Annotated in this window: 25 protein-coding genes; 15 read left to right on the top strand and 10 right to left on the bottom strand. The window is 33.9% G+C overall.

The window, feature by feature from the left end:
• Nucleotides 1-45: 45 nt before the first annotated feature.
• Nucleotides 46-1,383: a dihydroorotase gene (locus EG358_RS03960; RefSeq protein ID WP_076557615.1), complete on the bottom strand. Its 1,338-nt coding sequence runs from the start codon at nucleotides 1,381-1,383 to the stop codon at nucleotides 46-48.
• A gap of 120 nt (nucleotides 1,384-1,503) precedes the next feature.
• Between EG358_RS03960 and EG358_RS03955 the strand changes: the two genes are divergently transcribed.
• The 8 genes from EG358_RS03955 to ribA all read left to right on the top strand — a co-directional run bounded on the left by EG358_RS03955 (nucleotide 1,504) and on the right by ribA (nucleotide 8,472).
• Nucleotides 1,504-2,958 carry a lipopolysaccharide biosynthesis protein gene (locus EG358_RS03955; protein ID WP_076557613.1) on the top strand — a complete coding sequence of 485 codons (1,455 nt, stop codon included), beginning with the start codon at nucleotides 1,504-1,506 and terminating at the stop codon, nucleotides 2,956-2,958.
• 33 nt (nucleotides 2,959-2,991) lie between these two features.
• Complete coding sequence (locus tag EG358_RS03950) at nucleotides 2,992-4,008, top strand: sugar phosphate nucleotidyltransferase (RefSeq protein WP_076557611.1); 1,017 nt, start codon at nucleotides 2,992-2,994, stop codon at nucleotides 4,006-4,008.
• Nucleotides 4,009-4,140: 132 nt separating this feature from the next.
• A complete protein-coding gene (locus tag EG358_RS03945) occupies nucleotides 4,141-4,983 on the top strand; it encodes a DUF4292 domain-containing protein (protein WP_076557609.1) in 843 nt (280 codons plus the stop codon).
• Nucleotides 4,980-6,539: a peptidoglycan DD-metalloendopeptidase family protein gene (locus tag EG358_RS03940; RefSeq protein ID WP_076557607.1), complete on the top strand. Its 1,560-nt coding sequence runs from the start codon at nucleotides 4,980-4,982 to the stop codon at nucleotides 6,537-6,539. The genes EG358_RS03945 and EG358_RS03940 overlap by 4 nt, the downstream gene beginning before the upstream one ends.
• A 31-nt stretch (nucleotides 6,540-6,570) precedes the next feature.
• Complete coding sequence (locus EG358_RS03935; protein ID WP_076557605.1) at nucleotides 6,571-6,789, top strand: twin-arginine translocase TatA/TatE family subunit; 219 nt, start codon at nucleotides 6,571-6,573, stop codon at nucleotides 6,787-6,789.
• A gap of 12 nt (nucleotides 6,790-6,801) precedes the next feature.
• Nucleotides 6,802-7,413 carry a DUF4254 domain-containing protein gene (locus EG358_RS03930; RefSeq protein WP_076557603.1) on the top strand — a complete coding sequence of 204 codons (612 nt, stop codon included), beginning with the start codon at nucleotides 6,802-6,804 and terminating at the stop codon, nucleotides 7,411-7,413.
• A complete protein-coding gene (locus tag EG358_RS03925) occupies nucleotides 7,410-7,865 on the top strand; it encodes a hypothetical protein (protein ID WP_076557601.1) in 456 nt (151 codons plus the stop codon). The genes EG358_RS03930 and EG358_RS03925 overlap by 4 nt, the downstream gene beginning before the upstream one ends.
• 13 nt (nucleotides 7,866-7,878) lie before the next feature.
• The gene (gene ribA / locus EG358_RS03920) at nucleotides 7,879-8,472 is read left to right on the top strand and encodes a GTP cyclohydrolase II (RefSeq protein WP_076557598.1); all 594 of its coding nucleotides are present in this window, start codon (nucleotides 7,879-7,881) and stop codon (nucleotides 8,470-8,472) included.
• 83 nt (nucleotides 8,473-8,555) lie between these two features.
• On the opposite strand, the gene EG358_RS03915 is transcribed toward ribA, so the two are convergent.
• Nucleotides 8,556-9,068 carry a hypothetical protein gene (locus tag EG358_RS03915; protein ID WP_076557595.1) on the bottom strand — a complete coding sequence of 171 codons (513 nt, stop codon included), beginning with the start codon at nucleotides 9,066-9,068 and terminating at the stop codon, nucleotides 8,556-8,558.
• A 112-nt stretch (nucleotides 9,069-9,180) separates the two neighbouring features.
• Here EG358_RS03915 and EG358_RS03910 point away from each other — a divergent pair, with 112 nt between their 5' ends.
• From EG358_RS03910 to EG358_RS03890, 6 genes are all read left to right on the top strand, one after another.
• Nucleotides 9,181-10,911 (top strand): glycoside hydrolase family 3 protein, encoded by a 1,731-nt coding sequence (locus EG358_RS03910; protein WP_076557592.1) that lies wholly within the window; start codon nucleotides 9,181-9,183, stop codon nucleotides 10,909-10,911.
• A gap of 10 nt (nucleotides 10,912-10,921) precedes the next feature.
• Nucleotides 10,922-12,070 (top strand): N-acetyl-alpha-D-glucosaminyl L-malate synthase BshA, encoded by a 1,149-nt coding sequence (gene bshA / locus EG358_RS03905; RefSeq protein WP_076557589.1) that lies wholly within the window; start codon nucleotides 10,922-10,924, stop codon nucleotides 12,068-12,070.
• 84 nt (nucleotides 12,071-12,154) lie between these two features.
• Nucleotides 12,155-12,340 carry a hypothetical protein gene (locus EG358_RS19565; protein ID WP_159436350.1) on the top strand — a complete coding sequence of 62 codons (186 nt, stop codon included), beginning with the start codon at nucleotides 12,155-12,157 and terminating at the stop codon, nucleotides 12,338-12,340.
• A gap of 238 nt (nucleotides 12,341-12,578) precedes the next feature.
• Entirely contained in the window at nucleotides 12,579-13,844 is a 1,266-nt protein-coding gene (locus tag EG358_RS03900; protein WP_076557586.1) for a DUF2851 family protein, read from the top strand.
• Nucleotides 13,845-13,847: 3 nt separating this feature from the next.
• Entirely contained in the window at nucleotides 13,848-14,069 is a 222-nt protein-coding gene (locus EG358_RS03895; protein ID WP_034678114.1) for a PspC family transcriptional regulator, read from the top strand.
• 2 nt (nucleotides 14,070-14,071) lie between these two features.
• On the top strand, nucleotides 14,072-14,584 hold the full coding sequence (locus EG358_RS03890) for a GNAT family N-acetyltransferase (protein WP_076557584.1): 513 nt from the start codon (nucleotides 14,072-14,074) through the stop codon (nucleotides 14,582-14,584).
• Between the two features lie 51 nt (nucleotides 14,585-14,635).
• Here the strand turns inward: EG358_RS03890 and EG358_RS03885 are convergent, their stop codons facing one another.
• From EG358_RS03885 to EG358_RS03870, 4 genes are all read right to left on the bottom strand, one after another.
• On the bottom strand, nucleotides 14,636-15,370 hold the full coding sequence (locus tag EG358_RS03885) for an SIMPL domain-containing protein (RefSeq protein ID WP_076557582.1): 735 nt from the start codon (nucleotides 15,368-15,370) through the stop codon (nucleotides 14,636-14,638).
• A gap of 74 nt (nucleotides 15,371-15,444) precedes the next feature.
• Nucleotides 15,445-16,251, bottom strand: coding sequence for a hypothetical protein (locus tag EG358_RS03880; protein WP_076557580.1), 807 nt, complete (start codon nucleotides 16,249-16,251; stop codon nucleotides 15,445-15,447).
• Complete coding sequence (locus EG358_RS03875) at nucleotides 16,248-17,033, bottom strand: hypothetical protein (protein ID WP_076557578.1); 786 nt, start codon at nucleotides 17,031-17,033, stop codon at nucleotides 16,248-16,250. The genes EG358_RS03880 and EG358_RS03875 overlap by 4 nt, the downstream gene beginning before the upstream one ends.
• A 14-nt stretch (nucleotides 17,034-17,047) precedes the next feature.
• Nucleotides 17,048-17,794, bottom strand: a complete 747-nt coding sequence (locus tag EG358_RS03870) for a hypothetical protein (protein WP_076557576.1) — start codon at nucleotides 17,792-17,794, stop codon at nucleotides 17,048-17,050.
• Between the two features lie 181 nt (nucleotides 17,795-17,975).
• On the opposite strand from EG358_RS03870, the gene EG358_RS03865 reads away from it, so the two are divergent.
• On the top strand, nucleotides 17,976-21,116 hold the full coding sequence (locus tag EG358_RS03865) for a UvrD-helicase domain-containing protein (protein ID WP_076557574.1): 3,141 nt from the start codon (nucleotides 17,976-17,978) through the stop codon (nucleotides 21,114-21,116).
• A 234-nt stretch (nucleotides 21,117-21,350) separates the two neighbouring features.
• Here EG358_RS03865 and EG358_RS03860 read toward each other — a convergent pair whose 3' ends face one another.
• From EG358_RS03860 to EG358_RS03845, 4 genes are all read right to left on the bottom strand, one after another.
• Nucleotides 21,351-21,860 carry a ferritin gene (locus EG358_RS03860; protein ID WP_076557572.1) on the bottom strand — a complete coding sequence of 170 codons (510 nt, stop codon included), beginning with the start codon at nucleotides 21,858-21,860 and terminating at the stop codon, nucleotides 21,351-21,353.
• Between the two features lie 158 nt (nucleotides 21,861-22,018).
• Nucleotides 22,019-22,462, bottom strand: a complete 444-nt coding sequence (locus EG358_RS03855) for a hypothetical protein (RefSeq protein ID WP_076557570.1) — start codon at nucleotides 22,460-22,462, stop codon at nucleotides 22,019-22,021.
• 180 nt (nucleotides 22,463-22,642) lie between these two features.
• Complete coding sequence (locus tag EG358_RS03850; protein WP_076558033.1) at nucleotides 22,643-23,611, bottom strand: hypothetical protein; 969 nt, start codon at nucleotides 23,609-23,611, stop codon at nucleotides 22,643-22,645.
• Between the two features lie 141 nt (nucleotides 23,612-23,752).
• Nucleotides 23,753-26,401, bottom strand: coding sequence for a 4-alpha-glucanotransferase (locus EG358_RS03845; protein WP_076557568.1), 2,649 nt, complete (start codon nucleotides 26,399-26,401; stop codon nucleotides 23,753-23,755).
• Between the last annotated feature and the right edge of the window lie 48 nt (nucleotides 26,402-26,449).

Raw genomic sequence — 26,449 nt, 5'->3', positions numbered from 1 at the left:
AATAAAGGCTTTTCAAAATTTGAAAAGCCTTTATTATGAGTTTATTTATTCCTGAACTTCAAAAAGCAAACGCTCTCCGAATTTTTGCTCATTAATTTTTCCATTGTCATAAACCAGATTTCCGTTGACAAAAGTATGCGTGACTTTAGAATGGAAATTCATACCTTCCAACGGGCTCCAACCGCACTTGTAAAGGATATTTTCTTTGGCAACCGTCCAGTTTTCATTTAAATCAACCAAAACCAAATCTGCTTTGTATCCTTCTCTTACGAAACCTCTTTTCTCAACTCTGAAAAGAATTGCAGGATTATGAGACATTTTTTCAACGATTTTTTCTAAAGAAATTTTTCCATTTTTATAGTTTTCAAGCATCACAACCAAAGAATGCTGAACCAAAGGCGCTCCGGAAGGGCATTTTGTATACACATTTTGTTTTTCTTCCCAAGTGTGAGGCGCATGATCGGTTGCAATCACATCGATTCTGTCATCCAGCAACGCTTCCCAAAGTGCATCTTTGTCTTTTTGAGTTTTTACTGCAGGATTCCATTTGATTAATCCGCCTTTTGTATCATAATCTTCATTGGTAAATGTCAAATGATGAACACAAACTTCTGCGGTAATTTTTTTATCTTTTAAAGGAATATCATTTCTGAAAAGTTCCATCTCTTTTGCCGTCGAAAGATGAAAAACGTGAAGTCTTGCTCCTGTTTTTTTCGCCAGTTCAACTGCTTTTGAAGAAGATTTACAACAGGCTTCTTCGCTTCTTATCAAATGATGGAATTTCACAGGGATATCTTCACCATATTCATCAAGATATTTTTGAGTATTGGCTTTTATCGTTGCTTCATCTTCACAGTGAACAGCAATCAGCATTTTTGTATTGCTGAAAATATTTTCTAATGTTTCAGGATTATCAACCAACATATTCCCTGTTGACGAACCTAAAAACAGCTTAATTCCGGGAACATTTCTAGGATTCGTTTTTAATACTTCCTCCAAATTATCATTCGTTCCGCCCATCATAAAACCGTAGTTTGCGTAAGCTTTTTGCGATGCTATTTCGTATTTATCGGCTAATAATTCCTGCGTAACCGCATTTGGAACCGTATTGGGTTGGTCAATGAAACTTGTGGTTCCGCCTGCAATTGCTGCACGGGATTCAGTTTCTATTTCACCTTTATGTGTTAAACCGGGTTCACGGAAATGCACCTGATCATCAATAACTCCGGGTAAAAGGTATTTTCCTTCAGCATCAATAATTTGGTCAGCATCTTCAGAAATTTGAGAATCAATTTTAGAAATCACATCGTTTTCAATCAGAATATCACTTTTGATGATTTGACCTTCGTTGACGATTTGAGCATTTTTTATAAGAATTTTCATTTTTACTTTTATATATAAGATTGATATTGCACAAATTTAATATTTTCCAAAGTGATTTTTAAACATCAATCAGAAAATTGTGAATTCTAATATTTACATTTGCATTTTAAAAACCTAAAATTGTATAAGAAACTATTTGGACAAACCGCTGTTTACGGGCTCAGTTCAGTATTGGTAAGAATTTTCCCATTTCTTATTGCACCCATCGTAACAAAAGCTTTCGGACCTTCTGCTTCGTCACCTTTCGTAGATTGGTATTCTATTGCCGGAGTGATCACCGTTTTCCTGACTCATGGGATGGAAACTTCTTTTTTCCGTTTTGCGCAGGAAGGTGATATTGATAAGAAAACTTTAGTGTCTACCTGTGCTCTAAGTATATTAGGAACAGGTTTTATTTATTTGATTTTAGGATATGTTTTCAGGCAGGATCTTGCAAATGCTTTCGAAACTCCGGATCAGGTTAATTATTTAATTATTTTCCTTTTTATTTTATCCTTCGATGCGTTTTCTACCATTCCTTCTGCTGTTTTAAGGCTTGAAGGAAAACCTGTTCAGTATATGCTTTCAAAGGTGATTGGTTCTTTAGCGTATTACTTTTTAGTCGTATTTTTCATTAAATGGCTTCCTACTTATCCTAATGGAATTTTAGGAATTAAATATAATCCTGAAATTGGGGTCGGCTATGTTTTCATCGCCAATTTGGTACAGAGCATCATCACTTTAGCGATTGTAGGAAAAGAATTTGTGAATTTCAGCTTTAAAAAGTTCGACTTTAAGCTTTGGAAAAGAATCATGAACTATTCCTGGCCGGTAATGATTGCAGGATTGGCAGGAATTATCAATCAGACTTTAGACCGACAGTTTTTAAAATATCTACTTCCTAAAGAAGAAGCAAAGCATCAGATCGGAGTTTATGGTGCAGTTTACAAAATTGCAACTTTCATCACGGTTTTCAGACAGGCCTATCAATTAGGAATTGAACCTTATTTTTTCTCAAGTTTTAAAGACAAAAGCAATCATAAAACTTACGCCGTTTTAATGGATATTTTTGTGATCTGCAATTGTTTAATATACATCGGATTGATGGTAAATCTACAATGGATTTCCGAAAAATATTTAAAAAATCCACTTTATTATGAAGGAATTGAGATTATACCTTTTGTAATGTTAGGCGCCTTATTTCTAGGGATTTATCTCAATCTATCGATCTGGTACAAACTTTCAGATCAAACAAGAGTCGGGTTGTACATTTCTTTAATCGGAGCTGCAATTACCATTTTTATCAACTTCACATTTATTCCTACATACGGATATTGGGCAAGTGCTTTTGCAGCATTAATTACGTATACAAGTATGATGATTATTTCCTACCTTTGGGGGAAATCACAATACCCGATTCATTATAACACATCCAAAATAGCAATTTATCTATCGCTGTCTATTGCAATTTCGATGATATCATTTTATTATTTCCGGCACAATTATTTAATTGGAAACGGATTGTTTCTTTTCTTCATTGCGTTTTTGGCGTATAACGAAAGAACAATGATTAATAAAATTCTAAGAAGATCTTAAATTAAACTTTATAAATAAAACAAACATTCATATATGAAAATTATTGTTCCAATGGCAGGAAAGGGCTCAAGATTGAGACCGCATACATTAACAGTTCCTAAGCCGTTGATTCCCATTGCAGGAAAACCAATCGTACAGAGATTAGTGGAAGATATCGCTAAAGTGGCAGGTGAAAAAATTGAAGAGGTAGCATTTATTATTGGAGATTTTGGAGCAGAAGTAGAAGCATCATTACTTAAAATAGCAGAAAAACTAGGCGCAAAAGGAACTATTTACCACCAGCTTGAACCTCTTGGGACAGCCCATTCAATAAAATGCGCCGAAGAATCTATGCAGGGAAATGTTGTGATCGCTTATGCAGATACACTTTTCAGAGCAGATTTCACTTTAGATACCAATTCTGATGGTGTAATCTGGGTGAAAAAAGTAGAAGATCCTTCAGCTTTTGGTGTTGTAAAATTGGATGATTACGGTTTTATCACAGATTTTGTTGAAAAACCTGCGACTTTTGTTTCAGATTTGGCGATTATTGGTATTTACTACTTTAATTCTGCAGAAAAACTGATGTCTGAGATCAACCATATCATGGATAACAATATTAAAGTAAGTGGCGAATATCAGTTGACAACTGCTTTGGAAAACCTTCGTCAAGCCGGAGCAAAATTTTCTTTAGGAAAAGTCGACGACTGGATGGATTGCGGAAACAAAAACGCAACTGTAGAGACCAATGGGAAGATTTTAGAATACGAAAAAGATGAGTTTACAGAGTTTCCTCAGTCTGCTAATATTCAAAACTCGTTGATTATTCAGCCTTGCTATATTGGCGAAGGAGTTGAAATTTCAAACTCGAAAATCGGACCTTACGTTTCATTAGGAAAAGGAACGAAAGTAATCAATTCAAATATTGACAACTCATTAATTCAGGAGAAAACAGTGATCGATCACGGAAATCTTTCCAACTCAATGATCGGAAGCTCCGCTCAATACTTTGGAGTTGCCAGAGAAATTTCTTTGGGAGATTTTTCAGTTTTGGATTTTTTATCAAAATAAATTTATATAAAATAACGTTGAGAAGCCACACAATATGATATTGTGTGGTTTGGCGTTAATATTGCAAAAGATTATTAAAAATTGCAGGTAAAATCGAAACGATTACATTTGCTAAAAATAATACAAATTCATATGAAAAAATGGGCACTCTTCCTGATTCTTACAATGACTGTACTTTCCTGCAAAAGCAGAAAAGCGCTTAATCAAAATGCTTCTGAAAATGACAGTATCCAGATACAGAATTCAAATCAGAATGATCCTAAAGACCCCAAAAACATTCAGGATCGTTTGAATTTTTACGAAAAGATATTGATTCATCCTAAATTTGAGCATGTAAAAATCAGCAGTAAAATTACAGCAAGTGATTTGAGAGTAAGCCCGCTTGACGCAATAATTTACATTGAAAGCGACAAAAAAATATGGTCTAATATTACTTTTTTAATCATCCCTGCAGCCAGAGCGATTATTACTCCGGAAGGCATTAAGGCAATGGATAGATACAATAAAAATTATATCGACTCAGATTTTGACTATCTCAACAATCTTTTGAACGTTAATTTTATTGATTATAAAACTTTAGAAAAACTGTTGATGGGGCGTACATTTATGCACATTACCAACAGCAATTCAAAAATTGTAAAAAACACTGACGGATATCAACTGACTTCAATTACGAATCAGAAAATTGTTACTAATGAAGTGACAAGAGAATACAAAGTAGAAATGCAATACACTGAAGATTTCAATTTAAATTGGGTAAAATTACAAGATGTGAAATCCAATGATGCCATTGAAATCGTATATGAAAACTGGGAGACCTTTCCGAATGAAGTAAAGCTACCAAAAAATGTTAAAATAATTATAAAAGGTTCCAAAACAAGCCAGATTTTAATGGAAAACACGAAATTTGACTTTTCGAGGATGGAAACACCTTATTCTGTTCCAGCCAATTATAAGAAAATTGATATTAAATGATTAAAAAAATTAGCTTTTTAATAGGCATTTTGCTGTTCGGTTTACAATTTGGCCAACAAAACAAAGAACAGTTGCAAAAGCAAAATGCTGATCTAAAAAAACAGATAGCTCAGATAAATTCAGATTTGGCGAAAACTAGAAACGAATCTAAATTGTCTATATCATATTTGAATAACGTTAATAAAAAATTAGCGCTTAGAGAAAAGGTCTACAACAATACACAAAAAGAAAAAAGATTCATTGAAGATGAAATTTATCTTCGTCAATTGGAAATCAACAGGCAAAACCGAGAATTGGCAGTTTTAAGAAAAAATTATGCTCATGTCTTAGTAAACGCTTACAAAAATAAAGGAGTACAGAATAAGGTGACTTTCATTCTTTCATCAAAAAGTTTGGGAGAAGCATTACGAAGAGTACAGTATTTAAAACAATATTCGGATTATCAGGATAAAAAGGCTGCTGAAATCACAAACGCTGCAGTTGCGCTTAAAAAATCTGTTGAACAGAAAAGAAAATCGGCAACTGAGAAAGAAAATCTGTTAGCCAACCAGAAAAAAGATTTAACAACCATTAGCGTTGAACGTAGTCAAAAAGAACAGCTGGTAACAGACTTTAAGAAAAATGAAACTAAACTTACTGCTGATCTTAGACAAAAACAAACTCAGTCTAAAGCTTTAGAAGGACAAATAAGAGCCATAATTGCTGAAGAAATAAGAATTGCAAAAGCTGAGGAAGAAAGCAGAAGAAAAGCTGAAGCCGAAAAAATTCGTTTAGCAAAATTGGCTGCAGACAGAGAGAAAGCAAGAATTGAAGCAGAATCAAAAGCTCGTGCCGAAGCCCTTGAAAAAGAGAGAAAATTAGCCGAAGCTGAAGCTAAAAAAGCATCTGAACTGGCTGCAAAAAGAGCAGATGAAGAAAGAAAAAGGAATGAGGAAGCCGCAAGAAGTGAGGCCAATGCAAAAGATGAAGCCAGAAAACTTGCAGCTAAAAAAGCATCTGAAGAAGCAGCATTGCGATCTCGAGAGGCCACTGCAAAACTAAATGCCGCAAAAGCAGCAGAGGAAGCTTTAGAAAAGAAAAAAGACAGCGATAAAAAAGCCGCAGAGACAAAAGCAATGACCAATTATGGGGTATCTGCTCCTGCAGCGGGAAGTAATTTTGCATCAAGCAAAGGAAGAATTTCTATGCCTGCACAAGGAACGATCACTCATAGATTCGGGAGACAGCAACATCCGGTCTTTAAATCGATTTGGGAAGAGAATAACGGAATAAAAATATCTGTCGCAAAAGGAACTTCTGCAAGAGCAGTTTTCCCGGGAACAGTATCACAGGTAATTCCTTCAGCAGACGGTACAAGGACGGTGATGATAAAACATGGTGATTATTTCACCATTTATTCAAATCTTAGCAGCACCACCGTTTCTAAAAACCAGCAGGTTTCTGCAGGTACGGTAGTTGGGGCAGTGGCTCAGGATTTTGATGGCACTTACACGCTTGATTTCCAGATTTGGAATGGAAATAATGCAGTTGACCCTTTAGGTTGGGTTTCATATTAAAAAAAGATTAACTTTGCAAAAACATTAAGAAATGTATACATTAACAATACTCGCGTTATCTTGGCAGCACATCCTTATCGTTGCTATCATCCTTTTATTGCTTTTCGGAGGTAAAAAAATCCCTGAATTGATGAGAGGTATGGGTTCTGGAATCAAAGAATTTAAAGATGCTATCAAAGAAGAAGATAAACCGGAAGCAAAAACTACGGAAAATCATCCTTCAAGTAACAACCCAAACAGCAACTTATAATTTTTCATTTCAATGAACTTCACCGATACTGCCTGGAAGATCTTCAACCAATCAATTGAAGATTATCATGTATTAGACAGCGTTGATACACCTGTAAAAAATCCTTTTGAAACCGAGACTTTGGAACGGATTTTGTATGCTAAAAACTGGATTGATACCGTTCAATGGCATTTGGAAGATATTATTAGAGATGAAAATATAGATCCAACTGATGCTCTGCAACTAAAGAGGACAATAGATTCTTCAAATCAAAAGAGAACCGATTTGGTAGAATATATAGACAGTTGGTTTTTAGATAAATACAAAAATATTACGCCTAAATCTGATGCAAAAATAAATACTGAAACTCCAGCTTGGGCTGTTGACAGATTATCTATTTTAGCACTAAAGGTTTATCATATGTCGTTAGAAGCCAACAGAGAATCTGCTTCAGAAGAGCACCGTCAAAATTGCCAGGCAAAATTGGATGTGCTACTTACTCAAAAAGAAGATTTGTCGACTTCAATAACTCAATTACTTACAGATATTGAAAACGGTGATGTTAAGATGAAAGTGTACAAACAAATGAAAATGTACAATGATGAAAGTCTTAACCCAATCCTTTACCAAAAGGATCAAAAATGAGACGACTACTTTTTCTTGGAACACTATTATTAATCACTTCTTCCTGTGCTACTGAAAAGCTGAATCTATCACCTTTATCAAACACTTTTTCAAGTGATTCAAAATCTGTTGATTCTGAAGATTCAAAAAGTATAAGTATTAATATTACCGAAAATGTAAATGCCTCAGAAATCACTAATCTGATTTCCACTTTTCCTAAATTTACCAATTCTGCTGTTAATAATGAAGTAATTACTTTAAAGTACACGCTTCAAAATTACCTTTATGCTATAGCAGCAGGCAATACTTCAGGAAAAAACAAAACCATTAAGAATCTGGAAAAATCTTACAAAAACATTCAAAAGCTTAGAAGATATCTTAAGAAAGATGAAGATGAAGTATTAAACAGATATTTGGTAAGATTAAAAACAAACGTTACCGTGATAGAGGATTCTGTAAACGGAAAAAAATAAACAAAACAATTCAATGATTAAAATTCAGGCGGAAGCTAATGTTCCTACAGAGCACGGTAATTTCCGAATGATTGCTTTTTCGGAAGATGAAAATGACTGGATGCCACACATGGCGATACTTGCAGAAAATACAGATTTTTCTAAGCCTGTAAATGTACGTTTTCATTCTGAATGCATTACCGGAGAAGTATTCCATTCAAAAAAATGTGAATGCGGACAACAGCTTGATGCAGCAATGAAATACATGCACGAAAACGGTGGATTAATCATCTATCTTCGTCAGGAAGGAAGAAATATCGGGATCATCAATAAGCTTAAAGCATATTCTCTTCAGGAAAAAGGCTTTGATACCGTACAGGCAAATCTAGAACTTGGCTTACCTGCAGATGATAGAAATTTCGGTATTGCGATCGAAATTCTAAACCAGTTGAAAATTGAAAATATTAACCTTTTAACCAATAATCCGGATAAAGTGAAATTTGTAGAAGAAAGCAACATCAATCTCAACTCGAGAGTTCCGTTGCAGATTCCTGCGAATGACATCAGTAAAGGATATTTGCAGACTAAAAAAGATTTCTTCGGCCATTTTTTAGATGACGAAAAATAGTTTTATTCTGACAGACAAATCAAAAGCTCCGAAAAATATTTTCCGGAGCTTTTTTATTATAAAAATTTGAAAAGATTCTACTTTTAATATTTAGTAACTTTTGAGTCGTTGATATTATAATACTTAATCACCGCATTATAGTCACTGTAATCAACCGGAGGTTTAGCTCCTTTATTTAAAAAGCCTGCAGGAACTAAAACAATTCTGAAAGTCTGATTATTCAAATAAGTCGGAGTTGTTGAAATGTCATAGTTTCCACCCGCTAAAATCTGAACATCTTTTTGAGTAAAATCAAAGTCATAATCGAGCTCTCTTCCACCAGAAAAATATAATGTTCTAGGAATCTGTTCCCAAACATCACCATTATTTGATCCATCTTTCAATCTATATACTAAAGCCATATCCGAAGGCTCCATACTAATTGACTGATTGATAAAATAAACATCTTCTGCAGTATTATATTGGAAATTTCTTGTAATCTCGATAACTCCAGCATAGGTGTCATTATCTACATACTGTACATCATCATCGTTATCACAACTTACAGTAAATACGCTGACAAATGCAAGCATTAAAAATGGAATAATTTTTTTCATTTTAAATTAAGTTTAATATTACTAAAGGCGGAATCAAAACATATACCAAAAATCAAAAAAACTTTAGTATTCATCATTTTTTTAATCGTATTTTTGTTCATATTCAAAAATCATGAAGAAATTAGTTTTTAATTTTCTCTTAATTACCGTTTTATTCAGTTTAAATCTTTCGGCTCAATACCAGCCAAAAGAAATTTCAAAGCATGATCTCAAAAAAGCAGAAGAATGGGTAGACCAAACTTACAACAGTCTTTCTCAAGATGAAAAACTGGGTCAGCTTTTTATTGTGGCTCTTTACACCAATAAAGATGAAAACCACATCAATCAGGTAAGAAATATTGTTACAAACGATAAAATCGGCGGATTGATTTTGATGCAGGATGATGCTGCAAGAGAAATTAATCTGGTGAACGAATTTCAACAAAAATCAAAAGTGCCTTTGATGATTGGTATGGATGCCGAATGGGGATTGTACCAAAGAATCAATACCGCTCACAAATTTCCTTGGGCAATGACTTTGGGAGCTATTCAGGATAAAGATCTTATTTATCAGATGGCCGCCAAAATCGCCGAAGACTGCAAAAGAATGGGTGTCAACTGGGATTTCGCACCTGTCGTTGACGTGAATACCAATCCAAACAACCCGATTATTGGGAACAGAAGCTTTGGTTCAGAAGTTTCTAATGTCACGCAATCTGCATTATCGTATGCAAACGGTTTGCAAGACAACAATATTCTCGCAGCGATCAAACATTTTCCGGGACATGGTGATACCAATACAGATTCTCACCTCGATCTTCCCGTAGTTTCTCACAGCCTGCAAAGATTAAATAAAATAGAATTAGCACCTTTCAAAGATTTAATGAATAAAGGAATTGGCGGTGTAATGGTTGCTCATTTATACGTTCCAAGTCTGGAATCTGGCAAAGGTATTCCTGCTTCTATTTCAAAAAACATTATAACCGGGTTATTAAAAGAAAAGCTTGGCTACAAAGGTTTAATCATCACTGACGCTTTGAATATGGGCGCTGTAGCCAATAAATATAAGCCGGGCGAACTAGATGCTTTAGCGTTTAAAGCAGGAAATGATATTATGCTTTTTTCACAAGGGGTCTCAGAAGGTAAAAAACTCATTCAAAAAGCTATTGATCAAGGAGAAATTTCTCAATCAAGAGTTGAAGAAAGTGTAAAGAAGATTTTATTAACCAAATATTTTTTAGGCTTAAATCAATACACTCCAAAAAATCCTGAAAATATCAACTACGACATCAATAATGATTCGCATACAAAACTGGTTCAAAATCTTTATTCAAATGCTTTAACATTATTGAAAGATGAGAAGAAATTGCTTCCGTTAAATTCAAATACAACATACTATTATGTTCCTTTGGAAGAAGCTCCTTATCAGACTTTTGAAAATCGATTAAAATCAGGCTCAAAAGTTATCGTTAAAAAAGCTTCGGAAATCAATACAATTCCTGCCAATTCAACTGTTATTGTAGGTTTCCATAAAGATAATTCTACAGCTTACAAACCTTATAAAATTTCAGCAGAATCTAAAAAGATTTTATCGGACTTAACAAAAAATAAAAATGTAATTCTTAATGTTTTTGGAAGCGCTTATGCGTTGAAGGATATCGATCTATCTAAAGTTTCTACCGTTTTAGTTTCTTATGAAAATAATGATGACTCTATGACGGCAACGGCAGATGCACTCAACGGAAAAACCAAAATTTCAGGAAAACTTCCCGTTTTGGTAAATGATCAATTAAAACCCGGAATGGGAATAAATCTGGAAGCTCCAAAATTTTCAAAATCAACAGAATTCACCACTTCAAAATAACAACAGTACAATGAAAATAGGCATACTTTGCTACCCAACATACGGCGGAAGCGGAATCGTGGCAACAGAACTAGGAATGTCTTTGGCAAACAAAGGCTATGAAGTACACTTCATCAGTTCGGCACTTCCCGCAAGATTAGATATCACCAATCCCAATATTTTTTTCCATAAAGTAAATGTTCAGACGTATCCGCTTTTTCAATATCAGCCTTATGATATTGCATTAAGCTCAATGATCTATCGTGTTGTGAATCTTTATAAATTAGATCTACTTCACGCTCATTACGCCATTCCTTATGCTTATGCGGCTTTTACGGCAAAGCAAATGTTGAAGGAAGACAATAACGACATTCCTTTGGTAACAACACTTCACGGAACAGATATTACTTTGGTAGGTCAACATCCGAGTTATAAACATGCGGTAGAATTTTCGATTAATAAATCGGATGCCATTACTTCTGTTTCCGAAAGTCTGAAAAAGGATACGCTACAGTTTTTTAATATTAAAAAAGAGATTCAGGTGATTACCAATTTCATTGATAACTCTGAATTTGATGAACTTAATGAATGTCAGCGAACCCAGTTTGCCAATGAAGACGAAAAAATATTGATTCACGTTTCCAATTTACGTCCTGTAAAACGTGTAGATGAAGTATTGCAAATTTTTAAAAATGTAGAAAAGAAAGTAAAATCTAAACTGATTATCATTGGTGAAGGTCCGGATATGGAAAAAGTCAATCAGTTTTTAGAAGAAAACCCGAATTTGATTTCAAAAATCCGTCTTTTAGGAAAAGTAAATGATTTATATAGAATTTTACAGCTTTCAGACGTGTTTTTACTTCCGTCTGAGCAGGAAAGCTTTGGTCTGGCTGCTTTAGAAGCGATGGCGGCTTACACTCCGGTAATCAGCTCTAATGCGGGTGGGATTCCGGAAGTAAATATTCAAGGTGAAACCGGATTTTTAGCTGAAATCGGTAACGTAGAAGCGATGAGTAATTATTGTATCAAGCTTTTGAGCAACGAAGAACTTTTAGCACAGATGAAAATTAATGCTAAAGAACAAGCTGTAAAATTTGATTTGAAAAACATTCTTCCAATCTATGAAGAAATGTACAAAACAACGATTGCAAATTTTGTGAAGGAGCCGGCAAAAGCGTAAGGTCTTTTTTCTAAAAATAAATTATAAGTCAGGGCGGTTGCTCTGGCTTTTTTTATACTAAACTTTTCCCGAAAGTTTGTTGCAGTGCTGCGACAGCCTTTCGGAACTTCCGGAAAGCTTCTTACTAAGGTGCAACAAGGTTTCTATATGACCCGAAAGTCTCCTGCAGTCTTGCGTAAACGTTTCGGAAGAACCCGAAAGCTTCCTGCAGAGTGCCGGCACGTTTTCGGAAACAATTACTTCATTGCAACGCAACTCAGTTCGGTTTAAACAACAGGCATAAACCATTTTACCGTGAGTTCATTATGTATTTAACGCAAAGATGAATTCCATTTGTTTATATAAAGTCTTAAGTATAGATCTTTGCGTTTAAAAATTTCAGAAACTATTATCAGCATCTCTTATCCCGAACTTAGGTTAAACTCCATTGAAGCAACTTTTCATCAAAAATAGATGATAAATGCATGAATATTTTCGCTACATTCGTTGTAACACAAAACCACAACTGATGAACGAGAAATTGCTTCAATATCTTTGGAATTTCAAAGTATTCACCCATTTCAATTTTACAGATACCGACGGAAATTCTGTTGAAATTTTAAATTTTGGTAAATGGAATACAGATTCAGGTCCAGATTTTCTGATGGCACAGATTAAAATCAAAAACATTATTCTTGCCGGAAACATCGAGCTTCATGTAAAATCTTCCGACTGGATTTTTCATCAACATTCAAAAGACCCGGCTTATCAGAATATCATCCTGCATGTCGTTTTTCAGAATGATGCTGACATCAAAGAGTTCAAAGATCAGAATATTCCGACACTTGAACTGAGAAACCATATAGACAAAAATATCTTTCAGAAATATGAGAAACTACTGAAGGAAAATCAGTTTATCCCTTGCGAAAAAATATTTAGCATAAAGAAAATCCCCATCAACTTTCATGAAGAAAATGTACTCAAAAAGCTGGAAGCAAAATCTTTAGAAATAGAAGCAGATCTACAGCTTTACAAAAATAATTACGAAGCCGTAATGTTTCATCATCTCGCCTACTCTTTCGGATTAAGAGTAAATGCTTCAATATTTAAGCAAATTGCAGAAAGTATTGATTTTACCATTATTAATAAGATACTCCAACACAAAACACAGCTTGAAGCCTTGTTTTTTGGAATTTCAGGCTGGCTGGAAAATCCAAAAGATTCGCAAATGAAAATATGGAAAAGAGAGTTCGATTTCCTTAAAGCCAAATATAACATTCCCGAAATAACAATTCGTCCTAAGTTCCTTCGGTTGCGACCGCCCAACTTTCCGACAATTCGGTTATCACAATTTGCTGATCTTTATTTTCAGCATCAGAATGTATTCTCAAAGATAATTTCGGCAGCAAATACAAATGCTTTACATGAAATTTTTAAAGAAGTAGAAGCTTCACAATATTGGAATAATCATTTTAATTTTACTAAAATCTCTACAATAGATCAGCCAAAAATCTTAACGAAAGATTTCATTGAATTGATTATTTTAAACACAGTTCTTCCCATAAAATATACGTATCACAAACATCTGGATGAAAATATCGGTGATAACATCTTGTCTTATTACAATGAGATTCATTCAGAAAAAAATTCAATTGTTCAGGAGTGGAAAAAGTTGGGTCTGAAAGTGAAAAATTCTTTAGAAAGCCAAAGTCTGATTTATCATTTTAAAAACTATTGCGAAGCAAAAAATTGCTTAAATTGCGGTATCGGATTTAAAATTTTAAAAGAATCTTAAAAAATGTTTGATAATCTACGCCACAAAATGGAACGCGAATGGTTTGGTGTACTCACAAGAATGGGTGCCAAGCTGGGAATTCCGGTTTCTAAACTGAGAGTTTTCTTTATCTATTCTACATTTGCAACGGCAGGATTTTTCTTTTTAATTTATCTTGGTCTGGCCTTTACTCTTTGGATTAAAGACATTTTTATCACCAGACGACCAAGCGTTTTTGACCTTTAAGCATGGAATTTCTACAAATCACATCACCCGATGATTATCGTGTGCAGCAGATCTTTAATTCATATTCAACAACTTTTCCGGAAGATGAAAGACGGGAGTGGTCTCAATTTGTAAAGTTGTTTGATCATCCTAATGTAAAAGTAATTTCTGTTTTAAATAATTCTGAAAACATTGGCTACCTTATTATTTGGGACCTGAAAAACCATGTTTTTGTGGAGCATTTTGAAGTGTTCTCAGAATTCAGAAATCAAAAACTGGGTTCGCATATTACAGATTATTTATTTAAAAATTATCCACGAATTATCTTGGAAATAGAACCGGAACATTTAGACGACAATGCTAAACGACGTTTTTCGTTTTATCAAAGAAACGGGTTTACTCTGATTGACGAAATGTATGTACAGCCAAGCTATGGCGAAGGTAAAAACAGTCTCAAACTTTGGCTTCTGGCTAATTATACCCCCGAAAATCTAGAGGAAGTAAAAGATGAAATTTATGATATTGTTTATCATTAAAATATAAATCCAAAGCAATTAACTTTGGATTTATAGTGACAGTCTTCAATATCAATCAACTTCATATTCCAGTTTAATCGTAATACTTGCTTCTTTTTCTTTGGAAGAAGTATTGAAAGTTCCGCCATAAGAATAATCTTCATTGGAATTCGGAGCCGTAATCTGAATAACTCCCATTGTTGCTTTTTTAAGATTTCCCAGACTGCTTCCTGAATTTTCGGCAATTTTTTCAGCACGCTCTTTGGCATCTTTCGTTGCTGAAGCAATCATTTCCTGTTTTACATTCGATAGTTTTGTATAAAAATAAGAAGGCGAAGAAGATGTAAATTCTATTCCGCGGTTGATGATTTCAGTAATATTTCTGGACAGATTTTCAATTTTTGCGACTTCCTTACTTTCTATCGAAACGATTTGTTTCAGATTATATCCCGAAAATTCTCCCTGCACATAATTTCCGTTAGCATCATTGTAACTTCTGAACTGTTTCTGAATGTCTACAGACGAAAAAACAATTTCGTTCTGCTTGATCCCTTTCGAAAGAAGATAATCATTGATTACTTTTCGGTCTAAAGCAAGCTCGTCATACGCAGATTTCAGATCCGCATTATTCTTAGAAAAACTTCCCGACCAGGTAATCAGATCAGAAGTAAACTGTTTGGTACCCAACCCCGTAACCGAAACCGTATTTTCAGACCGATTGCGATTTTTGATTGCATTTCCTAAAAGCCCGAGCCCGATAATGAAGCCTAAAGCTGCGATTGTAATAGCAATAATTGATTTATTCATTGTAATAAAGGATGATTTGTGTGAAAACTAATGTACTAACTTTCAACAGTATTTGCAATTTTAAATCATGAAAATCAGTCGCTTAATTTATTCAATTTAGAATACTCTGTAAATGCAGTCTGAAGTTCGCTCAAAATTGTCGCTGCATTGAAATCTTTACGGTATTTTTTTGAAAGATGATTTACTTTCTCGGCATACGCCAGAAAATGGTCGATTCTTTCTTCACTCATTCCGTATTTTTTAAACATCGATAAATCTACATCCGTTTTTACTTTTGCAAGAAAATCCTGAGTTTCGACGTAATTGGGAGTTGTAATTTTAGTACCGGTTGCTTTTTTTATTAAGCCGATAGCTGCACCTAAAACTTCTACTACATCAACTTGTCCTTCATAAAAGTTGTGACCCTGAAACGATTTTGGAACTTCACTTTTAGGAAGCGGCTCATTCAGTTCAGATTTCATATAATCGTTGATTGAAGATTTCAGGGAAGCTACTTTTTTAGAATCATCCAGATATTTGCTGTCTTTAGTTAAATTACCCGAAGGTTTATAGCCTATTTTCACTTCCTGAATCAGGGTTTCAGCTCTTACCAATCGTATCTCTGTTTGAGAATTGAATGTTTCTTGTTTAACAATTTTATCGATTCGGTAAAAGCCTTCTTTTATAAATCTTATTTCATCATTCTCTTGTGCTTCAATCGAATAATATCCTGAAATATTACTGTACGATTTTATATTTTTAGTACTATTGAAAACTAAAACAGCATTCATACTATTGTGATCGTCATCTACAATTTTACCTGAAATATTCTGCTGCGAAAATGTGAATATTATCTGCAGCAAAGCAATCAGTATTAAATATCTCTTGGAAACTGCTCTCATTTTTGCTCAGTATTGTTGTCGCTTTTCTTGAGACGGTCTACATAAATGGGAAGAACACTTTCCAGAGTAAACATAACTCTCGATATATTATTTGCTTTTACATATTTTCTAATTTCCGGTTTGATGGTAAAGCTAAATTCTAAAAACTCTGAGATTCTTTCAGCAGGAATACCTTCTTTTACAAAATATTCATCATCAATCCTTTTCCTGATCCAGGTAATATCAAGCTGTACATCTTCATATTTATACCATCTTTTCTGTCTTCGTGCTTTTCCGCTTATCAGATCGTAAGTACCCTGTACATCAAGACTCCCAAAAGCAGCGCCCAGCAACACCTTCTTTACTTCTGCCGGAACTTCCCGAGGTTTCTCAGGAGGTTTCGGAAGACCAATTGCTTTCTGAAGCTGATCTTTTTTATCGATTTTGGACAGTCTTTTAGAGTCTTTAAAAAGATCTCCTGTTGTAGAAATTATTTCTACTTCTTCTATTTCTTCAGGGATCCTTACTAAAACAACATTCATTGCAGATTTTACGTCCGAGACTTTTCTTGATGTTCTTTCGTATCCTTTTTTAATGAATCTGAGCTCATCATTTTCTGAACCTTCAATAGAAAATTCACCCGAAGAATTACTGTATACTTTCTGATCATTAGAAATATTAACGACCAGAACCCAGGTGACAACCATATCATTTTCACTCAACGTTTTTCCGGTTATTTTCTGTTGACTAAAAAGATGGAGGGTAAGAAGAAAGAAAAATACATAAAAAATTTTTCTAATCATTTGTGTTTATGTGTTTATTTTTGAGTTTGCGGAGCTCGGTATGAAGAAACCCGCATCAAGACAAAACTTTGAAATCTCATCAAATCTGCATCGCTTACAAAACCGTATTTTAAAATCTTTGCTCTTTCATATCCACCAGAAAGAACGTAATTGATAAAATGATTAATAAATGGTTTTTCGATTTTTAAATCTGCGAAATACTGATCTCCTAAAGCATACGCAAGATAATTGGCGAGATCGAGATCATCCCATTTGTTTTTCACTTTGCCTATAGAAAAACCCTGTCCTCTTGGCTGTACAAATTCACCGGGTCTTGCTGCCAAAATTCTGGGATCAGAGTTCTGCTTGAGATAATTATTAATATCTGCTTTTAGTTTTTCGACTTTTCTTGGCGCATTCAAAGTTTTAGAATCTATTTTCAAATCTCCGCTAAGTCCTTTTTTGATTTCAACTTCAGCAATCAATTCTGCAGCTCTCCTCAACTGTACATTCATCGGAGATTCTAGATTTTCTTTAGAAACTTTTCGGTCTATTCTTTCAAACCCGTTTTTAAAAAACCGAAGAATATCACCTTCCCTTCCTGACACCATAAAATGGCCGTCTCTGTTGGTAAGAGCCTGCTCATTCGTACGCATATTGATAACAGTCACATTGGGAACTTCATGTAAATCTTCAGACGAAATCTTCCCAAAAATATAGTTTTGAGCATTCATTTGAATAAGAGAAACGAAGAATAAAATAAAGAGTAGTTTAAATTTCACAGACTATGGTTTTATTAAGCAAAACTAAAGTTATTTTTCATTCCCGAAACAAGTTTAACCAGAGTTAACGGCTTTTAGTATTTTTTTTGATTTTAAACTTCGAAACTGTTAAAATATCAGCTTGAAATTGTTAATTTTTCAATTAAATTTTATTTAAATTGCATAAAATCTTCTTTAAAAAATGTCAAACTCTTATACGGTAATCAATGCATCGGCAGGTTCCGGTAAAACTTACGCTCTTGTACAGAGACTTCTGATGATTTGCCTTAGGTATCCTAATCAGCATCAGGCGATCAGAAATATTTTGGCGTTGACTTTTACAAATAAGGCAGCAAACGAAATGAAAGAAAGAATTCTTTCGTGGCTAGACAAATTTACCGCAGACAATTATACAGATAACAATGACCTTAAAAACATTCAGAAAGCGTTTGAAGACGAAGGTCTGAAAATAACAATTGATGAACTGCATCACCGTTCCAAAAAGCTTTTAGATTATATTCTTCATAATTATTCTACTTTAAATATCGGAACGATCGACCGTTTTAATTCTCGATTAGTACGAAGTTTTTCTTATGAACTGGGTTTGGCTAAAAATTTTAATCTTGAAATTGATGCAGAACCATTTTTGATTGAAGCTGTTGACAAAATGCTTGATCAGATCGGAGAAAATGAGAATATTTCTAACTCGTTTATGGATTATGTGGATTACAGTCTTGAGAATAATGAAAGAATTAATCTCAACAAAAATCTTTACGGTTCTGCCAAAGAATTTGTAAAAGACATTCATTATGAGCATCTGAAAGAAAACAAAGAATTTGATGATGAGAATTATGAAAGCATCAAAAATACATTAAGAAAGGAAATTTCTTCCAATAAAAAGCAATCTCTGGAGCTTGCATTAAGCTCAATAGAATTATTCAGATCACGCAATATTGAAATTGATGATTTTGCGCAAGGAAAAAACGGAATTGGTGGATTTTTTACCAAAGTTGTCGATTTTTATCAGAAAAAAAGACCCGCATTTCCTTTTCCGACCACAACTGAAGAGTCTGTTGTTGAGAAGTATCGTAAAGGCCCGGCTACAAAATCTAAACATAAAGAATCTGAAATTCTAGAAATTCTGGAACAACTTCTTGAAAATCGAATGAAGCTTATACTTTTATTCATCGAAACCCAGAAAAAAGAAAAAATACTTTCGGCATTGCTGCCTTTGAAAGTAAATAAAGATATTCAGGATGAACTAAGAAAAATAGAAGAAGAAAATGATCTGGTTTTGCTTTCTAAATTTAATATTCTGATTAATGAAAATCTTAAAAATGAACCTTCCGCTTTTATTTATGAAAAAGTAGGCTCGCAATTTCAGCACTATTTTTTTGATGAATTTCAGGATACATCAGAATTGCAATGGCAGAATTTTGTCCCTTTGAGAGATCACAGTATTTCGACAGAAAATACGTCTTTCACTTTAGTTGGCGACCCCAAACAGAGTATTTACAGATTTCGTGGCGGTGAAAGCAAACTGATGCTGGATATTATCAATAAAAAAGAATTTTCACCTAAGCAAGCCGAATTATTAGTTCTGAAAGACAACTGGAGAAGTGCTAAAAATATCGTTCGGTTCAATAATGAGCTGTATCATTTTCATTCCCTAAATCTCGAAGAGGAACACCAACATATTTTTGGAGTCGATGGCGAACAAAATCCTAAATCAAGTCTTGAAGGAAGAGTAAAAATAAATCTGATTGAAAACTTAACGAATGAAGATTTCTATAACGATGTTTCCGATAAAATGCAAAGAGACATCCAGGAATGTCTGGATAACGGATTTAGATTTTCAGACATTACCATTCTCTGCCGGGGAAACTTTGATATCTTCTCTTACTCGCAAAAATTAGGAAATCTGAAAGTCAATTATAATGGCGAAGAAACCAATATTAAAACGATTTCCGATAAAGGTTTAACTCTGGAATTATCGAATACTTTATTAGCTGTTATTGAATTTCTGAAATGGGAAACGAATCCTAAAAACAAACCTCATCTCATTATGATGATGTTTTATCTCAACAGACTCGGGAGAATCAGTATGCCCGATTTTACTTTAGATATGAAAGAAATCCTTGCCTTGGAACAGCATGAAACCGTTATTCAATTCATCGAAGAAAAATATCATGTAAAACTGAAGCAGGATCATTTCCCGAAATTTAATCTGTATAATTTTATTGAATATTACATCAACGAGTTTTCAATTGAACATAAAGAAACCGATTTCCTGCTCAACTTTCTGGAAATGCTTTTCAATTTCACCCAAAATGCAGGGGCAAGTACAAAAGAATTTTTAAAATATTGGGATGAAGAGGCTTCAACCTATACCATTCAGGCTTCCGAAAATATTGACGCGATTCAGATCATGACGATTCACAAAGCAAAAGGACTTGAATTTCCGGTAGTTTTTATTCCGATGATGAATAAAAACCGTGATTCTGAATTTAGTAACTGGTTTGAAACAGAGGAAAAATCAGCTTTAAAATCAGTTAACATCAATCAGTTTAGCAAAAACCTCGAGGCGTATGATGAAGGAATAGAAAAGTTTAATCAGGAAAATTCTTATAAGAATCTTGTCGATCGATTGTGTCTGCAATACGTTGCGACAACGCGACCTGTTGAACAGTTGTTTTTTTATCTTCAGAAACAAAATAAGACTTCAAATAACTTGGAAATTTTAGAATTTGTACAGTCGAAAAACCTGCAAGGTCTTGATGAATTTGATTTGTACGAAACCCATCCTGAAATGCTGAAAAAGCAGATTTCTCATAAAAAGTCTGAATTTAAAACTGAAAACATACAGACCCTTAGAAACGAGCATGAAAATACAAGTTCCATAAAAATTGCAACACCTTCAAAAAATTATCAGGTAAGGAATGAGAAAGTGCGAATAGGACTTTTTGTACATGAATTACTTTCTAAAATCAATACCGAAAAAGATATTGATAAGGTTTTGGAAACGTATGTTTTGGAAGGCCAGATTACGCTCGAAGAAAAAGCAAATATCAAGAATGATCTTCAAACAATAATCCATCAATATTCAGAATTTTTTGATGAAAAATGGAAAGTAATCAACGAGAAAGATATTATGATTTCCGAAAGAGGAATCAGTAAAATTTACCGTCCAGACAGAATCTTAAAAAGTGATGAGGGTTATATTATTGTAGATTTTAAAACCGGAATGGAAACCGAAAAGAACGATAGACAAATTGAAACGTACAAATCTATTTTAGAAAATCTGGGAATGAAGGTGCTTAAAACGCAACTGATTTATCTTTAATAAATATTTTTTTATCAAATGACATTTTTTTAACCGCAAAAGTGACAAAAGATTTTAGTCTGATATAAGCTTTTCAAAAGCAAGTAAAACAAGTGATCAAGTGAGGCTTTTACATTTTGTACACTTTTGAATTTCTGTTTTTTCAATTATTTCTTTTGATACTTTTTGAGGTTAAAACAGTTTCGGCGGCACCTTTGGTGCCGCCGAAACTCACAATTTCAAAAAAATATTTTTTTAAGCTGTAGGATCTGCTACAAAAACTCTTTTTGCCAATTCCTGATCAAAAAGATATAAAGCAGACGGGTTATCACAAACCATTTTTATTTTTGTCACATACTGAGAAGCACTTGCCTCCTCTTCTACTTGCTCATTGATGAACCATTGCAAAAATGAAGTTGTAGCAAAATCACCTTCGTCATTTGCATTTTTCACGATATTAAAAATACTTCTGGTTACTTTCTTTTCGTGTTCCAGAGCTTTTTCAAAAATATCTGTTGCGCTTTCAAACTGGTGCGGTGGTTTAGCGATTTCGCCTAAGATAATTTCGCCTCCTACATCGTTTAAGTAATCAAACATTTTATCGGCATGCATCAATTCTTCTTTGCTTTGAACTCTGAAGTAATTGGCAATTCCGTCAAGGTCTTTAGCTGAAAACCAAGCAGACATAGAAAGATAATATTGAGCCGCATATTGCTCGTGAGCGATTTGTTCGTTTATTAGCTGTGCAATTTTTTCACTTACCATAATAAAAATTTATATTCAAAATTACGCATTAAAAGGCGAATTGAAAAGTTTTCACAAAATTTAGATTTAGATTGAATATAAAAAAGGACAGAATTACTTCTGCCCTTCTAACATTAAAAATCAAAATTATAAACTTCTATATCAGCTTAAATTGAGGTTCAAGACTGAGGTTTCACCATCATTTTTCTGTCATGTTTCATCCCTCTTTCTTTCATAGCAGATTTTCTCTGTTCCATTTTAGCTTTTCTTGAAGCCTGCCATTTGTCGTATTGTTCAGGAGACATAATATTTTTCATTTCGTTATCCATTTGTTGTCTTTTGGCTTTCATCTGCTCCATTTTCGCTTGTCTTTCACCTTTGTTTTTTTCAAACTCAGCTTTCATATCAGCTTTACGTTTTTCTTGCAGATTTTTAATTTTTGCAACCTGAGATTCATTAAGGTTTAATTCCTTCTGCATTTCAGCCATTCTCTCCTGCTGTTTCATCTCCATTTTTTTGTGCATTTCCTCTCTGTTGATTTTTTTATCCTGAGGATTTACCTGTTGTGCCATTGCAAAACTTCCAGTTACGATAAAGGCTGCGGCTAGTACTAATTTTTTCATATTCTTAAATTAATTAATTGTTTTGTTATATCTTTTTGATACCAAATATTACAGAAAGTTAAAAGTCAAATTCATAAAAAATGTTAAATTTAATTATTAACTTTTCAATAATACTTAAAATAAAAAAGAGAGTAGACAAAAAATCCACTCTCAGCACCACTCAAATATAATATATGAAAACTAATTTCTAACTAAATTTCCTCTGAAGCCAGAATTTCTTCCTTCATTAGATTTATTCTGCTGCCTTGGAGAACTGTTTTGCTGTCGCGGGCTCGAATTTTCTTTTCTTGGCTGAGCTCTGAATCCACCATTTCCGTTATTTCTTGGAGCGTTATTTTCAGATCTTGGCGTAACCTCTCTTTGTCTTTGTCCGCCCTCATTTCTGGTATTATCTCTAAATCCTCCGTTACTTCTCACTCCGCCATTTCCGTTATTGTTTCTGATCCCGTTATTTCCGTTGTTGTTTCTTACGCCATTATTGGAATCTGAATTTCTAAAACCGCCCGAAGAATTTCCATTTCTTATGCTTCCCGCTCTTGTAGATCTTACAACATTCAAGGTAGGATTATCATTTCTGCGGAAACTGCCTCTGTCAACTTTATAGATATTGATATTTACATTTCTATAGCGAGGCATTACTCTGTATCTCGGAACATAATGCGTTCTTCTGTAATTTTGGAAATATACAATCGGGCTGGAACCGTGATAATAATTATTTTGGAAAACTACAAAAACTCTTGGTCCTAAAATTCTTTCCATTGCATAAAATCTGTCGTAATACCATCTGTCTGGATTGTAACGGTAGAAATTATTCCATGAAGCAAAACTTGAATATAGATTATTCAGATATAAGATCTGATCAATTTGCCAACGGTTTAATCTATGCTGTGCAAAAAAACCGTTCCAGTTGATATTGATGATACTCTGTCTATAATCATTGTAGTAGCTCTGGTAATAATCTGAAGGGTAATAATCTTGCGGGTAATTGTAGTAATAATCATCCGGAAAATAGCTCCTGTCGTCATCATCACTGTAATATCCGTCATTATTGCCATAAGATCCATCGTTGCCCCAACCGTTATTTGGGTATTGCTGAGCAAATGATAAAGTTGCTAAACTTAGTGCAAATCCTATAAATATATTTTTCATTTTGTTAATCATTAATTGGGTTAATATCAGAACTTTCATTCTTGTCTTTTTGATGTAGATAAAAAAAAGAAGTTAAATCCTGAGATAAAACTTCTTCTTAAAATATTTTCAAAACACTGATTATCAACTCAATAATTTTTATCAACTTCTACCACTTTCATTAATCCAATTTGAAATTTTTTGATTAAATTCTAAATTATTTGTTAAATTTTCAATATTTAAATGCATTCTGTAGCGCCAATAGTGCGGAAACACTGCAGGATTGTTAATTCTCTCGTCTGTCATATCCTGATTAACCACTTTTTCGTCTATTGCAAAGAATTCCTGAATGGGAAAAATTGCCAGCATAGCATCATTGTAAAGATGCTGCTTCATGATAATTTCAGCTATGGCAGGCTCCAGATCGTCGAATGCTTTTCCATATTGATTCAATTGTTGATTAAAATAAACCTGCGTTAATCCAATATCCTCTTTCCACCATTGACGGAGCGTAGAACTGTCGTGAGAAGATGCAGTCACCACGTTCATATACCCTGCATCTTTAGGATTATAAAATGGAATATTCCCGGAAGGCATACGCTGAACTTTCAATGCAATAATCGCCAACTCATCCATCACTTCTGGTACACAATCCGGAACCAAGCCCAGATCTTCACCACAAATAAGCATATCTGTAGCGTTCAAAATGACCGGAAGTTTTTCCATTGCTTTCGTCTTCCATAAATAGTCTTGTCTTTTAAAGAAATAATCTTGATAAAGGTCGTAAATAGACTCTTTTTCCCAATCGGAAAGATATTGGTAAGATTCAGTTTTGAAAGCATAAAATCTAGGATGGTAAACCGTTTCGCCGTTTCTTTCTTCTTCCAGAAACAACACGTTTGCACAAAGTGAAATCAATTTTCCCGAAATATCATCCGGACTATCTTTAAAATAATTGGCAATTTTTCTTTGAGTATTAAACTCTTCTTTGAATTGATAAGTTCCGTCAGAATTTTTATTGATAAATTCTAAAGCTTTAAAATTTTCTTCACCAAAATATTTCCACAAAATCTCATCATTGATAAAAGGCTTACAATATCTCTCAACATCGAATGGAATATGTCTCGCTTTAAATTCATCCAAAACAATCGGAACTGCCGGATAAAAATATCCTAAAATTCCCTGAGTCGCAGAAATTGGCATTCTCCAAATTCTGAAAAACCCTAAAATATGATCGATTCTCATTGCATCAAAATACTGTTCCAATGCTTTGAATCTGTTTTTCCACCATCTGTAATTATCGGCCTTCATCGCTTCCCAATTGTATGTTGGAAATTCCCAGTTTTGCCCTATTTCTGTAAATTGATCCGGCGGTGCACCTGCCTGAAAATCCATTCCGAATAAATCGGGCTCCGTCCACGCTTCTACCGAATGTCTGTAAATTCCGATCGGCAAATCTCCTTTTAATGAAATCCCTAAACCGTGAATATAATCAACAGCATCTTTTAATTGTTTGTGAAGCTGAAACTGCACCCAGGCGTGAAGCATTGAAGCGTCATAATCTTTATTTTTGACCGAGAAAAAAGGTGATATTTTTCCTGCAATATATTTTTTATGTGTTTTCCATTCATTGAAATTTGGTGTTTTATATTTATCCCTTAAAACACAAAATGCAGAATAAGGCAACAGCCATTCTTCGTTATCTTTAATGAACTTTTTAAAATTTCTGTCTTTGTAAATTTTATCTTTTTCAGTATTAAAAACAGCTTTCAGATATTTCCATTTTGCAGAAATTACCTTTTCGTAATCAATTAAATCTAATGCATTTAAGTCAATTTTTTCAGCCTGATATTCTTCAACTAATTCTTTAGGTAAATCAAAATCTAGGTTTTCAATTGAAATATATTGAGGGTGTAATGCGTAGACAGAAACCGCTGCATACGGATATGAATCTGTCCATGAATAATTGGCGGTGGTGTCATTAATCGGAAGAATCTGAATAATTCCTAATGCTGCTTCATTAGCCCAATCTGCAAGCTTTTTAAGGTCAAAAAATTCACCAACACCAAAACCGTTTTCGGTTCTCAAAGAAAATACGGGAACTGCAACACCGGCATCGTGGTACATTTGGTAAGACTTAAACCTGAAATAATGGTCTGCCACAATCTGCAAAACATCTTTTTGCGGATTAGGAATTGCTGATCTATTTCTACCACTTTCTACATCAATTATCTTTCCTTTTGCTGTATCAAAAATTGCGTATTTATATTCAATAAACTGAATTTCCGGAATCTCGACAGATACTTCCCAAACTCCAAAATCTGTCTGTAATAAATGAATGGGGTTATCATAAGCCCAATTGCCTAATAAAGGCGTATTTCCTATTAAAACAATTTCCCAGTCCGGATTATAAATCGGTGCTTCGATTCTGAATAAATGAGTATGCTTTTTTAAAACCGAAAGTTTTCGTGGAGAGAATTGGCTGAGTTTATTTCTAAGAATCTTATTATTAAGATAATTTTCAGGAAAATTCTTATTGTTCCATTCATCAAAGATTAAAAATTCTTTGTAATTGTGAGGAAACCCCAATCGATGCAAAACAAATTCCTCGCGCAAAATATTTCCACTTTCATCTGTAAGCCGATATTTATAAGCAATTGATTTGGAAAAAAAATCTACTTCACATTTCCATAAGCCATTTTGGGTATGAAACATCACGTAACTTCGGGCAGCAGAATCTTTTTCATCAATGATCAATTCTAATTTCTCGCCCGGTTTTGTATGATATTCAATATTAAAATACAATTTCATCGATGTATAATTTTCTTAAAAATACGTTTAAAAATTGAAAAACAAACT

This window comes from Chryseobacterium indoltheticum, from assembly GCF_003815915.1.
Classification (GTDB): Bacteria; Bacteroidota; Bacteroidia; order Flavobacteriales; family Weeksellaceae; genus Chryseobacterium; species Chryseobacterium indoltheticum.
This window is presented reverse-complemented; position numbering and strand designations above follow the sequence as displayed.

Bases quoted from the DNA above. Each gene is read 5' to 3' on its own strand.
- EG358_RS03960 (WP_076557615.1), bottom strand. From the start codon at position 1,383: ATGAAAATTCTTATAAAAAATGCTCAAATCGTCAACGAAGGTCAAATC.
- EG358_RS03950 (WP_076557611.1), top strand. From the start codon at position 2,992: ATGAAAATTATTGTTCCAATGGCAGGAAAGGGCTCAAGATTGAGACCG.
- EG358_RS03945 (WP_076557609.1), top strand. From the start codon at position 4,141: ATGAAAAAATGGGCACTCTTCCTGATTCTTACAATGACTGTACTTTCC.
- EG358_RS03940 (WP_076557607.1), top strand. From the start codon at position 4,980: ATGATTAAAAAAATTAGCTTTTTAATAGGCATTTTGCTGTTCGGTTTA.
- EG358_RS03935 (WP_076557605.1), top strand. From the start codon at position 6,571: ATGTATACATTAACAATACTCGCGTTATCTTGGCAGCACATCCTTATC.
- EG358_RS03930 (WP_076557603.1), top strand. From the start codon at position 6,802: ATGAACTTCACCGATACTGCCTGGAAGATCTTCAACCAATCAATTGAA.
- EG358_RS03925 (WP_076557601.1), top strand. From the start codon at position 7,410: ATGAGACGACTACTTTTTCTTGGAACACTATTATTAATCACTTCTTCC.
- ribA (WP_076557598.1), top strand. From the start codon at position 7,879: ATGATTAAAATTCAGGCGGAAGCTAATGTTCCTACAGAGCACGGTAAT.
- EG358_RS03915 (WP_076557595.1), bottom strand. From the start codon at position 9,068: ATGAAAAAAATTATTCCATTTTTAATGCTTGCATTTGTCAGCGTATTT.
- EG358_RS03910 (WP_076557592.1), top strand. From the start codon at position 9,181: ATGAAGAAATTAGTTTTTAATTTTCTCTTAATTACCGTTTTATTCAGT.
- bshA (WP_076557589.1), top strand. From the start codon at position 10,922: ATGAAAATAGGCATACTTTGCTACCCAACATACGGCGGAAGCGGAATC.
- EG358_RS03900 (WP_076557586.1), top strand. From the start codon at position 12,579: ATGAACGAGAAATTGCTTCAATATCTTTGGAATTTCAAAGTATTCACC.
- EG358_RS03895 (WP_034678114.1), top strand. From the start codon at position 13,848: ATGTTTGATAATCTACGCCACAAAATGGAACGCGAATGGTTTGGTGTA.
- EG358_RS03890 (WP_076557584.1), top strand. From the start codon at position 14,072: ATGGAATTTCTACAAATCACATCACCCGATGATTATCGTGTGCAGCAG.
- EG358_RS03885 (WP_076557582.1), bottom strand. From the start codon at position 15,370: ATGAATAAATCAATTATTGCTATTACAATCGCAGCTTTAGGCTTCATT.
- EG358_RS03880 (WP_076557580.1), bottom strand. From the start codon at position 16,251: ATGAGAGCAGTTTCCAAGAGATATTTAATACTGATTGCTTTGCTGCAG.
- EG358_RS03875 (WP_076557578.1), bottom strand. From the start codon at position 17,033: ATGATTAGAAAAATTTTTTATGTATTTTTCTTTCTTCTTACCCTCCAT.
- EG358_RS03865 (WP_076557574.1), top strand. From the start codon at position 17,976: ATGTCAAACTCTTATACGGTAATCAATGCATCGGCAGGTTCCGGTAAA.
- EG358_RS03860 (WP_076557572.1), bottom strand. From the start codon at position 21,860: ATGGTAAGTGAAAAAATTGCACAGCTAATAAACGAACAAATCGCTCAC.
- EG358_RS03855 (WP_076557570.1), bottom strand. From the start codon at position 22,462: ATGAAAAAATTAGTACTAGCCGCAGCCTTTATCGTAACTGGAAGTTTT.
- EG358_RS03850 (WP_076558033.1), bottom strand. From the start codon at position 23,611: ATGAAAAATATATTTATAGGATTTGCACTAAGTTTAGCAACTTTATCA.
- EG358_RS03845 (WP_076557568.1), bottom strand. From the start codon at position 26,401: ATGAAATTGTATTTTAATATTGAATATCATACAAAACCGGGCGAGAAA.